11 protein-coding genes are annotated in these 12,438 nt (G+C 63.4%); 6 read left to right on the top strand and 5 right to left on the bottom strand.

The annotated features are described in order from the left end of the window. Positions 1–97: 97 nt before the first annotated feature. From ACIQUG_RS19910 to ACIQUG_RS19890, 5 genes are all read left to right on the top strand, one after another. Positions 98–1,810, top strand: coding sequence for a sensor histidine kinase (locus ACIQUG_RS19910; RefSeq protein WP_402323642.1), 1,713 nt, complete (start codon positions 98–100; stop codon positions 1,808–1,810). Between the two features lie 271 nt (positions 1,811–2,081). Then, positions 2,082–2,351, top strand: a complete 270-nt coding sequence (gene rpsO / locus ACIQUG_RS19905; protein ID WP_029742369.1) for a 30S ribosomal protein S15 — start codon at positions 2,082–2,084, stop codon at positions 2,349–2,351. Between the two features lie 356 nt (positions 2,352–2,707). Beyond that, complete coding sequence (gene pnp / locus ACIQUG_RS19900; protein WP_402323641.1) at positions 2,708–4,858, top strand: polyribonucleotide nucleotidyltransferase; 2,151 nt, start codon at positions 2,708–2,710, stop codon at positions 4,856–4,858. Positions 4,859–4,939: 81 nt separating this feature from the next. Next, entirely contained in the window at positions 4,940–5,956 is a 1,017-nt protein-coding gene (locus ACIQUG_RS19895) for a class I SAM-dependent methyltransferase (protein WP_402323640.1), read from the top strand. A gap of 153 nt (positions 5,957–6,109) precedes the next feature. Further along, positions 6,110–6,331 (top strand): hypothetical protein, encoded by a 222-nt coding sequence (locus ACIQUG_RS19890; RefSeq protein WP_402323639.1) that lies wholly within the window; start codon positions 6,110–6,112, stop codon positions 6,329–6,331. A gap of 33 nt (positions 6,332–6,364) precedes the next feature. On the opposite strand, the gene ACIQUG_RS19885 is transcribed toward ACIQUG_RS19890, so the two are convergent. Further along, complete coding sequence (locus ACIQUG_RS19885) at positions 6,365–7,564, bottom strand: MFS transporter (RefSeq protein ID WP_402323638.1); 1,200 nt, start codon at positions 7,562–7,564, stop codon at positions 6,365–6,367. A gap of 13 nt (positions 7,565–7,577) precedes the next feature. Beyond that, positions 7,578–7,829 (bottom strand): DUF1127 domain-containing protein, encoded by a 252-nt coding sequence (locus ACIQUG_RS19880; RefSeq protein WP_402323637.1) that lies wholly within the window; start codon positions 7,827–7,829, stop codon positions 7,578–7,580. 139 nt (positions 7,830–7,968) lie between these two features. Here ACIQUG_RS19880 and ACIQUG_RS19875 point away from each other — a divergent pair, with 139 nt between their 5' ends. Then, on the top strand, positions 7,969–9,474 hold the full coding sequence (locus ACIQUG_RS19875; RefSeq protein WP_402323636.1) for a winged helix-turn-helix domain-containing tetratricopeptide repeat protein: 1,506 nt from the start codon (positions 7,969–7,971) through the stop codon (positions 9,472–9,474). A 106-nt stretch (positions 9,475–9,580) separates the two neighbouring features. Here ACIQUG_RS19875 and fabI read toward each other — a convergent pair whose 3' ends face one another. Genes fabI through fabA form a run of 3 tightly spaced genes read right to left on the bottom strand, consistent with a single transcriptional unit; the run spans position 9,581 to position 12,178 of the window. Next, positions 9,581–10,387: an enoyl-ACP reductase FabI gene (gene fabI, locus ACIQUG_RS19870; RefSeq protein WP_402323635.1), complete on the bottom strand. Its 807-nt coding sequence runs from the start codon at positions 10,385–10,387 to the stop codon at positions 9,581–9,583. Between the two features lie 4 nt (positions 10,388–10,391). Then, complete coding sequence (gene fabB, locus ACIQUG_RS19865; RefSeq protein ID WP_402323634.1) at positions 10,392–11,615, bottom strand: beta-ketoacyl-ACP synthase I; 1,224 nt, start codon at positions 11,613–11,615, stop codon at positions 10,392–10,394. 47 nt (positions 11,616–11,662) lie between these two features. After that, positions 11,663–12,178, bottom strand: a complete 516-nt coding sequence (gene fabA / locus ACIQUG_RS19860; RefSeq protein ID WP_402323633.1) for a 3-hydroxyacyl-[acyl-carrier-protein] dehydratase FabA — start codon at positions 12,176–12,178, stop codon at positions 11,663–11,665. Positions 12,179–12,438 lie beyond the last annotated feature (260 nt).

Here is a 12,438-nt window from a genome sequence, read left to right as displayed (position 1 = left end):
TATCGCGTTTCGTTGCCGTTTGGCGGTTGCGCCATTTGCGGCGACGTGCGCCCAAGGCGTTGATGCCGCCGGCAGGGAACGGAAAGGGACGTTGCAGGTGACCGGTGTGACGGAGGAAGGAAAACGCAGGGCAAGCAATGGCCTGGCGGCGATGGTCGATCGCGCCCGCCATGGGCTGACCCGCCCGTTCAGTTTCTATCTGACGTCGCTGCTGCTGGTCGCCATCGTTCCGGCCTTCATCTTTTCGCTCGTCGTGCTGAAGCGCAGCGTCGACGCGCAGGAGCAGGTTATCACCTCGCTACTGCAGGCCTCGACCGGATCGGTGACGCGCATCGTCGAGCGCGACATCGAGGGCATGCTGACGACTCTGAAGGTGCTGTCGACCTCGCGGGCGATCGAGGACGCCAATTTGCAGGCCTTTTACGAGAGAGCCTCGACAGCGCTGGCGCAGACCGATTCCTACCTGATCGTCATCGATCGCAAGCACGAGCAGCGGCTCAACACCCGCGTTCCCTTCGGCACGCAGCTCGGCAAGGGGTCCGACCCGGACTCCATCGAGCGCGCCTTCACCAACAACGGCGCGCCGCTCGTCTCCAATGTCTTCTTCGGCAAGACCGCCGGAAAATGGGTGTTCAACGTCTATCTGCCGGCCAAACTCTCGACCGGTGAGGAATACCTGCTGGCCTTGACGCAGAACGCCGAGAACATGGCCAAGGCCGTCAACCGCGATACGCTGTCACCCGGCTGGAACGCGGCCCTCGTCGACGGCGCGGGAAAGGTCATCATCTCCTCGGATGCGGCGGTCAAGGCCGGCAAGCCGTTCTTTCTCGACAAGGTCCCGGCGATCAGCATCGGCGTTCGCAACATCAAGGAGAACGGCACGGAATATCGGGTGGCGACCGAATTCTCTGTCATCACCGGCTGGCGGATCATCGCCTGGGCGCCGCGCTCGATCGTCGATGCGCCCGCCGTCTGGTCGTTCCTGTGGCTTTCGCTCGGCGGCATCATCTTTGCCGGCATCGCGATCGCCGGTTCGCTGGCCATCGCGCGGCTCCTGTCGCAGGGTGTGAAGCTGGTGGCGCAGGATGCGCGCCGCCTTGGCGCCGGCGAGCGGATCGAGCCGCGCCCGCACATGATCGCCGAGGTCGAGCAGGTTTCAGCGGCATTGGCTCGGGCGGCAGCCGCACGCACCAAAGCGGAGAGCGAAATCCGGTTCCTGATGCGCGAGGTGGCGCACCGCTCGAAGAACCAGCTGACGGTGATCCAGTCGATGTTGAACCAGTCGGTCTATTCGGCCGAGAGTGCCGCCGATTTCGCCGACAGTTTCCGCAAGCGTATCGCCGGGCTCGCCCGCTCCACCGACCTGATGATCGCCAATGCCGCCCAAGGGGTGGATTTCCGGGAACTGGCCCAGAACCAGCTGCAACCGTTCACGCCTGACGATCCGAGGCGGGTGATCCTGTCCGGTCCGCCTTTGCGGCTCGAAACCCAGATCGCCCAGACGCTCGGCATGGCGCTGCACGAACTCGCGACCAATGCCACCAAATACGGCGCGCTCGCCAATACCACCGGCGTCGTCAAGCTGAGCTGGTCGCTGGAGGATGAGGGCATCGCCATTCGCTGGCGGGAGGAGGGGGCCGATCTCGCGGGCAAGCCCTCAGATCCGATCCGCAAGGGTTTTGGCACGCTCGTGCTCGAACGCATGCTCGGCATGGCCCTGAATGCGGTGCTGGAGCGGACGATGCATGCCGACGGTATCGAGTGGCGGATCACCGTGCCGCGACAGGCCGGCGAAGATGACGCGCCATGACCGGCCGCCGGCGGGTTTTCTCCGCCAATCCGAGCCGTACACCTGCCGATCGCGGCCGGATAAAATCGCCCCCGATGGAGCGGTGCCCGACCGGTTATTGAGGCCATCCGCCCGCCTTCGCGAGCGCCGGTCCATGACCCTTTCCTTTTTCATCCAATTCGTTTATAGGCACGCCAGCAAAAGGCTAAATGCCCGTTGCATTCACGGCCGCAGCTGGACGACATCCCGGCTGACGGCGTCCCTAAATCCTCGAAATCGAAAGGATCATCCGATGTCGATTGCTGCAGAGCGTAAGGCTCAGCTCATCAAGGAATTTGCAACCGTTGAAGGCGACACCGGTTCTCCGGAAGTCCAGGTTGCTATCCTGACGGAACGGATCAACAACCTGACCGAACACTTCAAGGGCCACAAGAAGGATAACCATTCCCGCCGTGGTCTGCTCGCGATGGTTTCCAGCCGTCGTTCGCTCCTCGACTATCTGAAGAAGAAAGACGAAGCGCGCTACACCAAGCTGATCGGTGCCCTGGGCATCCGTCGCTAAGCGACTTATCCGGCGGGTCTTTGCGGCCCGCCGGCTTTTTTATGGAGCGTTGAACGCTCGACGATTAAACTCTCCAGCCGCATAGGAAACGTGGCTAAGCGAGAGCGTCCAGCGAGCCGGATGGGCCGGTGTCGCGGATCAACCGATGGCCCGTCATGGGGCAGGATTGCAGGATGCTTCGGCCCCTGCTTGCCGGAAACGCCGCTTCAAAGCGGGTGGACGGGCAAAGCGGAAACCAGCCGACTAAAGCGTGAAGCCTCCCGTTGTCTTGCCCGTGATGCGCCATTTCATGCGGCCCTTCGACCGCCCGCGCTGCAACAGCCGCGGAGAGGTCCGCCGCACACGAAGGACAGAACATGTTCGATACCCACAAGGTTGAAATCGAATGGGCTGGGCGTCCGCTCAAGCTCGAAACCGGCAAGGTCGCCCGTCAGGCTGACGGCGCCGTTCTCGCCACCTACGGCGAAACCGTCGTTCTCGCCACCGTCGTTTCGGCCAAGGCGCCGAAGCCGGGCCAGGACTTCTTCCCGCTGACCGTCAACTACCAGGAAAAGACCTACGCCGCCGGCAAGATCCCGGGTGGCTACTTCAAGCGCGAAGGCCGTCCGAGCGAAAACGAAACGCTTGTTTCACGCCTGATCGACCGCCCGATCCGCCCGCTGTTCCCCGAGGGCTACAAGAACGACACCCAGGTCGTCGTCACGGTCATGCAGCATGACCTCGAAAACAACCCCGACGTCCTGTCGATGGTTGCCGCTTCTGCTGCGCTGACGCTGTCGGGTGTCCCGTTTATGGGCCCGATCGGCGGCGCGCGCGTCGGCTACATCAACGGCCAGTACGTGCTGAACCCGCATCTCGACGAGATGGACGAATCGACCCTCGACCTCGTCGTCGCCGGCACCCAGGAAGCGGTGCTGATGGTCGAATCGGAAGCCAAGGAACTGGCGGAAGACGTCATGCTCGGCGCCGTCGTATTCGGCCAGAAGGGTTTCCAGCCGGTCATCGACGCGATCATCAAGCTCGCTGAAGTTGCCGCCAAGGAGCCGCGCGACTTCCAGCCGGAAGATCATTCCGCGCTCGAAGCCGAAATGCTCGGCATGGCCGAAGCCGAACTGCGCGACGCCTACAAGATCACCGAGAAGGCTGCCCGCTACGCTGCCGTCGACGCCGTCAAGGCAAAGGTGAAGGCACACTTCTTCCCGGAAGGCGCTGAGCCGAAGCACACTGCCGAAGTCATCGGCGCCGTCTTCAAGCACCTGCAGGCCAAGATCGTTCGCTGGAACATCCTCGACACCAAGAGCCGCATCGACGGCCGCGATCTCGAAACCGTTCGGGCGATCGTCTCGGAAGTCGGCCTTCTGCCGCGCACCCACGGTTCGGCCCTGTTCACCCGCGGTGAGACGCAGGCGATCGTCGTTGCCACGCTCGGCACCGGCGAAGACGAACAGTACGTCGACAGCCTGACCGGCATGTACAAAGAACGCTTCATGCTGCACTACAACTTCCCGCCCTACTCGGTCGGCGAAACCGGTCGCATGGGCTCCCCGGGCCGTCGCGAAATCGGTCACGGCAAGCTCGCCTGGCGCGCTATCCGCCCGATGCTGCCGGAAGCCGAGCAGTTCCCCTACACGCTGCGCGTCGTTTCCGAGATCACCGAGTCGAACGGCTCGTCCTCGATGGCGACCGTCTGCGGCACCTCGCTTGCCCTCATGGACGCTGGCGTTCCGCTTGCAAAGCCGGTTGCCGGTATCGCCATGGGCCTGATCAAGGAAGATGAGCGCTTCGCCGTTCTCTCCGACATCCTCGGCGACGAAGACCACCTCGGCGACATGGACTTCAAGGTCGCTGGTACAGACGCCGGTATCACCTCGCTCCAGATGGACATCAAGATCGAGGGCATCACCGAAGAGATCATGGGCATTGCGCTCAAGCAGGCCAAGGGCGGCCGTCTCCACATCCTCGGCGAAATGGCCAAGGCCATCTCCGAAAGCCGTGGCCAGCTCGGCGAATTCGCCCCGCGCATCGAAGTCATGAACATCCCGGTCGACAAGATCCGCGAAGTCATCGGTTCGGGCGGCAAGGTCATCCGCGAAATCGTCGAAAAGACCGGCGCCAAGATCAACATCGAAGACGACGGCACCGTGAAGATCGCCTCTTCGTCGGGCAAGGAAATCGAAGCGGCCCGCAAGTGGATCCACTCGATCGTCGCTGAGCCGGAAGTCGGCCAGATCTACGAAGGCACCGTTGTGAAGACCGCCGACTTCGGCGCCTTCGTCAACTTCTTCGGCGCCCGTGACGGCCTCGTCCACATCTCGCAGCTCGCTTCCGAGCGCGTCGCCAAGACGACCGACGTCGTCAAGGAAGGCGACAAGGTCTGGGTCAAGCTCATGGGCTTCGACGAGCGCGGCAAGGTTCGCCTCTCGATGAAGGTCGTCGATCAGGCCACCGGCAAGGAAGTCGCTGCCGAAAAGTCCGAGAAGAAGGGCGACGGCGAAGCCGCTGAATAAGCGCGCTTCACCCGAATGCATTCGGGGCGCGGGGCGGTTCGCTCCGCGCCCCTTTCTTGTAAGAAGATGACGGATAGACCGATGAGCCGAGATTCGTTGAAGACCCTGTTTTACCCGTTCGACAGCGGCGTGATCGACCCGCCGGGCGCGGGCGAGCGCGTGCTGTTCCTTGGCGCGGAAGCGGGCTACAGGCTGCCCCAGGGCTTCGAGGCGTCGATCTCCGCCGTGCAGCCGCTGCGGCCGCTCTATCGCGCCCTGGAGGCCGCCCGTGCCGACGTGGCGCCCGAAATTACCGGCGAGGACTACGACGTCACGCTGATCCTGTGCGGCAAGCACAAGGGCGAGAACGAAGACCGGATCGCCGAGGCGCTGAAGCGCACGCGCGAAGGCGGCCTGATCGTCGTTGCCGGCGGCAAGGAAGATGGCATCCAGTCGCTGAAGAAGCGCATCGCCAAGTTCGAATGGGACGGCGACCATCTGCCGAAATACCACGGCGTCGCCTTCTGGTTCACCCGTCCAGAAGATGTCACCGACGCCGTACAGAAGCTCGCCAAGGTGCCGGTGCGCGTCGATGGCCTGTTCGAGGCTTCGCCCGGCATGTTCTCGCATGATCGTATCGATGCCGGCTCCGAACTGCTGGCCTCGCGTCTGCCGATCGATTTCCACGGCCATGCCGCCGATTTCGGCGCCGGCTGGGGCTATCTCGCAGCCAAGCTCGCTCAAGCGTCGCCGGGCACCAAGGGGGTCGATCTCTTCGAGGCCGATCACGAGGCGCTCGAGGCGGCCCGCGTCAACATGATGGCGAACGCGCCGCGCATGCCGGCCCGTTTCTACTGGTTCGACCTGACGAGCGAAGAGCCGCGCGACAAGTACGACCTCATCGTCATGAACCCGCCCTTCCATGAGGGCCACGCGGCCGAGCCGGCGCTCGGCGTCGCCATCATCAAGACGGCGCTGAAGGCGCTGAAGCAGGGTGGCAAGCTGATGATGGTTGCCAATCGCGGCCTGCCCTACGAGCAAGTGCTGGCCGAAAACTCCAAGGAATATGGCGAGACCTGCCGCAACGCCCGTTTCAAGGTGCTCTGGGCCAGGCGCTAGGCCCAGTAGGGCCCATTTTGCACGAACCGAATGGAAAAGCCGGGCGAATGACCCGGCTTTTTTGCATCTGGCCGCACGCCAGACTTTGCCCGTTGCCTTCGCCGCAGATCCGGCTCACCATGTGCCCGGTTTTGCTGCCGGAGGATGAGATCCATGACGTCGGGAGTGAACAGGCCGCCTTTGAGCGAGGATGCGGCCGAAGCTATCGCCAAGGACATCAAACAGGGCGAGGGGCATGGTGCGACCTCCGAGGTGCCCATGTCGTTCCTGCAGAGCCTCTACCGCTCGCCGCTTGACCCCGCACGCCGAACCCATACGGGTTTCGTCGTAGCGGCGGTCATCGTGGCCTTGTTCGTGCTCTTCATCCTGGTTTGAGGCAGCCGGCAGAAAGCAGGCGGACCGGGTCCGTCAGCTGCGGCTTCCCTTGGCGATCAACAGCCCAGCGAGGCCGGCGCAGAGCAGGCCGAGAGACAGCGGCAGGCCGTGGTGTCCGGTCACTTGCATGGCAAGTCCCGTTGCCGGTGAGCCGACCATGCCGCCAAGGCCCCAGGCGAAGGCAAAGGCGGCGTTGCCGGCGATCAAGGCCCGGCCGCTGAAGCGCTCGCCGAGCTGGATCAGCGACAGCGTATAGATCCCGAACGTCACCCCACCCCAAACGAAAACGAGCGGCCAGATGAGCCAGCTGTCGAACAGCCATGGCAGCAGCAGGCATCCGGCCAGGGATGAAAGCACGCAGAACAGCATGGTCCGCCTCGATCCCCTGCGTTCGGAGAGCCGTCCGAGCAGGACCTGCAGCGACGCATTGCCGGCAATGAAGCAGGTGATGAGCGGTGCGACGCGCGCCTCGTCGCTGCCAAGCGCTGCGCCATAGACCGCAAGCAGCGAAAGCAGGGTCTGCTCGAAGGCCGCAGCCGTCGCGACCGCAAACAGCAGCAACGGCGCCAGCGCGAAAAAGCCGGCGACCGAAGTCGCCTCCCCATGCCGCGGCATCTCCGGCAGGCGCGACACCAGGGCAAGCAGGATCAGGCCGCAGGCGAGGAAAGCCACGATGCCGATCAGGAATGGCGACCAGCCGGCCGTTCCGACCATCCCCAGCGACAGGGGCCCGATGGCGAAACCGGCCGAAACGACGGAGGAATAGAGACCCATGATGCGGCCCCGGCGGGACGCGGGCGTAATCGCCACCAGCCAGGTCTCGCTGATCACGGATAGCGGATTGGCGAAGACGCCCAGCAGAAAGCGCAGTGGCATCCAGGCCCAGACGTCGGCGGTCCAGGCAATGGCGGCAATCGTGCTGGCGGCCAGCACCGAACACAGGACCGCGAGCCGGGCACCGCCCAGCCGCCGTGAAAGCATCGGGATCAGAGGCGCCGACAGGATGAACCCAAGCGGCGTCATGGCCGCCGACAGACCGATGAGGGCAGGTTCCGTCCGCTGCCGCTCCAGGATGAAGCTGAGCAGCGGATAGGTGAGCCCCTGCGCCACCGCAAAGACGGTGACCGTCGCGATGATGCCCGCCATCGCCGCCCATGGGGCCTGATCTTCCCGGAGCGTTGTGATCGCCTCGCCAAGGATCGGCGTCGGTGGTGGCTGCTGGTCCGATGTCATTGCGCGGATCACCTCAAAGCACTTGCCAGAAGGGTCTGGCGAGCTCCTCCTCGACCTGGCGTCGCGTCAGGCCGATATCGTCGATCAGATGCGGATCGCCCTTGAGCTTTCGCTCGAGCTCGATGTGAAACTGGTTCCGTTCACGCCAGGCGGCGACCATCCGTCTCAGCGTCTCGACAGGGGAAAGCGAACGCGTCGGGCTCCCCCGCGTCTTTGGCGCCGCTGGCTGAGGGGAAACGATGGGAGAAAAGGGGGCGTTGTTCATGACAACCTCGCTATCGGCTTTGAGGGATCCGGAGATCCTCGATCTGAAGGAGGTTGGATTCTGCGAAATAGGATCGACGCCGTACTTAAGGCCTTCCAAAAAGTTCTCAAAAACTTCCAAACGGGCTATAGATCGCCGCATGCAGGATACGCGTTTTGCCTTTGGTCCATTCGTGCTTGATCCGGGTGCGGGAACGCTCCTGCGGAACGATGATCCTGTTGCGGTCGGGCATCGCGGCGTGAAGCTGCTTGCGGCGTTCGTGGAACGGCCAGGTGAAATCCTTGCCAAGACCGAGCTGATGGACGCCGCCTGGCCGGGCACGGCCGTCGAGGAAGGCAATCTCACCGTACAGATCGCACAGCTCAGGAAGCTGCTCGGCCGGGCTGCCGACGGCGGCGAGTGGATCTCGACGGTTCCGCGCGTCGGATACCGTTTCATGGGCAATATCGAGCGGCTGGCAGGCGGGCGAAAGCCGTTGCCGCTCCCGGGCCGGCCTTCGATTGCCGTGCTGCCCTTCGTCAATCTTAGCAACGATCCCGAGCAGGATTCCTTCGCGGACGGGCTGACGGAAGACCTGATCACCGATCTCTCCCGGAGCGGTGGTCTGTTCGTCATCGCCCGCAACTCCACCTTTGCTTACAAGGGAAGGGCGATGGACGTGCGCGCGATCGCGGAGGATCTTGGCGTCCGCTACCTCTTGGAAGGAAGCGCACGGCGCGCCTCCGGACGCGTGCGCATCAATGCCCAGCTGGTCGATGCGCTAAGCGGAGAGCACCTGTGGGCCGAGCGCTTCGATCGCAATCTGGAAGACATCTTTGCCGTTCAGGACGAGGTGACGGCGAAGATCGTCGAGGCGCTGCTTGGCCGGCTGCGCACCCCGCCGTCACGCAATCGCCCCAGGAGCCTCGAGGCCTATGATCTCTGTGTGCGGGCGCGCAAGTTGATCGACGATTCGCCGCAGGCCGCCCGGGAAGCGCATCTGATGCTCACCCGCGCCGTTTCGCTCGACCCTGATTATGCCGAGGCCTATCGCTGGCTCGCCATGAACCACTGGATGGGGTGGGTGCACTGGGGCGCGCCGATCGAGCCGACCCGCGGCATCGCTCTGGAATTGGCGCGCAAAGCCGTTGCAATCGATCCCAGCGACGCCGGCTGCCGCTGGGTGCTTGCCAACCTGCTTGCCTACGAGCGCAACTTCGCCGAGGCCGACGCCGAGTTTGCCAGGGCCATCGAGCTTGATCCGAACGAAGCAGACACCTGGGCGACATTGTCCGACATCACGGTGCTGGCGGGCCGGGTCGAGGAAGGGCTGGAGCACATTCGCAAGGCCTTCCGGCTGAACCCCTATCCGGCAAGCTGGTACTATCTGACCCTCGGCCAGGCGCAGTATGCGGCCGGAGACTACGAAGCCGCAGTCGAGACTTTGCGCAAGGATGAGACCTACCGCACCAGCTCCCGTCGCTTCCTGGCGGCGAGCCTCGCGCAATTGGGGCGGTTCGACGAGGCGCGCGCCGAGGTCGACCTGTTCCTCGTCGCCAACCCGCATTTTACGACCGGTTTCTGGGCGACGACCGAGCCGTTTCGTGACGCGGCGACGCTGGCGCACTTCGTCGACGGCTTCCACAAGGCCGGCCTTCCGGATTGATGTTTCTCGAGCCTTGCCGACCCCAAAATGAGAAACCCCGGCGAGATACCTCGCCGGGGTTTTCGGTAGAAGCTGCGTCGTTCGTCAGCGGCGTTCGCCGCTGCCGTTACTCGGCGTCGGCGGTCCTAAGCGCATCGAGTGCCGGCATCGACGTAATGTTGTAGCCGGAATCGACATAGTGGATTTCGCCGGTCACGCCGCGCGAAAGGTCCGAAAGAAGATAGAGGGCCGAACTGCCGACATCGTCGATCGTGACGGTACGGCGTAGCGGCGAGTTCTTCTGCTGCCAGGAGAGCATCGCCCGGGCGTCGGAAATGCCGGCGCCGGCAAGCGTGCGGATCGGGCCTGCCGAAATCGCGTTGACGCGGATGCCGCGAACGCCGTAGTCGGCGGCGAGGTAGCGCACGGACGCTTCGAGTGCCGCCTTGGCGACACCCATGACGTTGTAGTTCGGCATGACGCGCATGGAGCCGCCATAGGTGAGCGTCAGCATCGAGCCGCCCTCATCCATTAGCTCGGCCGCCCGCTTGGCGATCTCGGTGAAGGAGAAGCAGGAGATCACCATCGTGCGGCTGAAATTGTCGCGCGAGGTGTCGGCGTAGAGGCCCTTCAGCTCGTTCTTGTCCGAGAAGCCGATGGCATGGACGATGAAGTCGAGCTTGCCCCAGCGTTCCTTGATCGCATCGATGGCCGCATCGACCGACGCAATGTCTTCGACATCGCAGGGAAGCAGGAAGTCGGAACCGAGTTCGGCCGCCAGCGGCTTGACGCGCTTGCCCAGCGCTTCGCCCTGATAGGTGAAGGCCAGCTCCGCGCCTTGCGCTGCAAGCGACTTGGCGATGCCCCACGCAATAGAATGGTTGTTGGCCACACCCATGATGAGGCCACGCTTTCCAGTCATCAGTCCCGTCATGGTGTTATCCGTTGTAGCGCTGGAAGACGAGCGTTGCGTTGGTGCCGCCGAAGCCGAAGGAGTTCGAAAGAACCGTATCGATCTTGGCATTGTCGATGCGCTTGCGAACGATCGGAACGCCATCGAACTCCGGGTCGAGTTCGCTGATATGCGCGCTTTCGCCGATGAAGCCGGCCTGCATCATCAGCAGGCCGTAGATCGATTCCTGTACGCCGGCCGCACCGAGCGAGTGGCCCGTGAGCGACTTGGTCGACTGGATGTGCGGAATCTTGCTGCCGAAAACTTCGCGGATCGCGCCGATTTCCTTGCTGTCGCCTACCGGTGTCGAGGTGCCGTGGGTGTTGATGTAGTCGACATCGCCCTTCACGGTCGAGAGCGCCTGACGCATGCAGCGGGCAGCACCTTCGCCCGACGGAGCCACCATGTCGTAGCCGTCGGAGGTCGCACCGTAGCCGACGATTTCGGCGTAGATCTTCGCGCCGCGGGCCTTGGCGTGCTCCAGTTCTTCGAGAACGAGAACGCCCGCACCGCCGGCGATGACGAAGCCGTCGCGGTTGGCGTCATAGGCGCGCGAAGCCGTCGACGGCGTTTCGTTATACTTCGACGACATGGCGCCCATGGCGTCGAACAGGTTGGACATGGTCCAGTCGAGGTCTTCGTGACCGCCGGCAAACATCACGTCCTGCTTGCCCCACTGGATCATCTCGGCAGCGTTGCCGATGCAATGGGCCGAGGTCGAGCAGGCCGACGAGATCGAATAGTTGACGCCGTGGATCTGGAACCAGGTGGCAAGCGTCGCCGATGCGGTGGACGACATCGCCTTCGGAACGGCGAACGGGCCGATACGCTTCGGGCTGACGTTCTTGCGGGTGATGTCGGCCGCTTCGACGATCGTGCGGGTGGACGGTCCGCCCGAGCCCATGATGATGCCGGTGCGCTCGTTGCGGGCGATGACGGCTTCTTCCAGACCGGAGTCGGCGATTGCCTGCTTCATCGCCACGTGGTTCCAGGCGCCGCCCTGCGACAGGAAGCGCATGGCACGGCGATCGACGAGTTCGGTCGGATCGAGCGAAGGCGCGCCCCAGACCTGGCACTTGAAGCCGTTCTCGGCGAAATCGGGAGAAAACGTGATGCCCGACTTGGCATCGCGCAACGACGCCGTGACTTCGTCTGCATTGTTCCCGATCGAGGAAACGATGCCGAGGCCCGTGACAACAACCCGTCTCATGGTACTGACCTTTTCTTTATTTCGTTGGCTGCGGAAAGGCCTGGATCTTACTCGGCCTTATCCTTCGACAGGCCGACGCGGAGGTCGGTCGCCTGATAGATAGTTTCGCCATCGGCTTTCAGCCAGCCGTCGGCCGTGCCGAGCACGAGCCGTCCGCGCATGACGCGCTTGAAGTCGATGCCGTACTCGAGAAGCTTGGTGTGGGGACGCACCATGCCCTTGAACTTCACTTCGCCGGTGGAAAGCGCCATGCCGCGGCCGGGCTCGCCGAGCCAACCGAGGTAGAAGCCGGTCAGCTGCCACATGCCGTCGAGGCCGAGGCAGCCAGGCATGATCGGGTTGCCCTGGAAGTGGCAGGGAAAATACCAGTCGTCCGGCCGCACGTCGTATTCGGCGCGCAGGTAGCCCTTGTCGAAGGCTCCGCCGGTTTCGGAGATTTCGGTGATGCGGTGGACCATCAGCATCGGCGGCAGCGGCAGCTGGGCATTGCCGGGGCCAAACAATTCTCCACGGCCGCAGGCCAGGATTTCCTCATAGTTGAAGCTGGATTGTCTGGTCGTCATGAATAGATGTTTCCCCGCGTAACAAATTGTGTTGTCCGACCTGCTTTAGAGCAAGTTTGGCTTGAAATGAAGCGTGGCGACCCGGATCTTGCGGTTTTCCGTCCGGTCTCCATCGCTCCAGATGACGATTTCACTCCGCCGTCGCTTACAGGATCAATGTGGGCGCGACCAGAGTTAATTGCCAGCATTCCCCGAGTTTGACCGGTTTTTCGGGCTTTGCAACGCCTGTCAGGGCTGGAATCTATTGAAAGGCGAGGACG

The sequence above is a fragment of the Ensifer sp. NPDC090286 genome (genome assembly GCF_044769565.1).
Lineage (GTDB): Bacteria > Pseudomonadota > Alphaproteobacteria > Rhizobiales > Rhizobiaceae > Ensifer.
The sequence above is the reverse complement of the archived record's forward strand: the minus strand, read 5'-3'. Positions and strand labels throughout refer to the sequence as shown.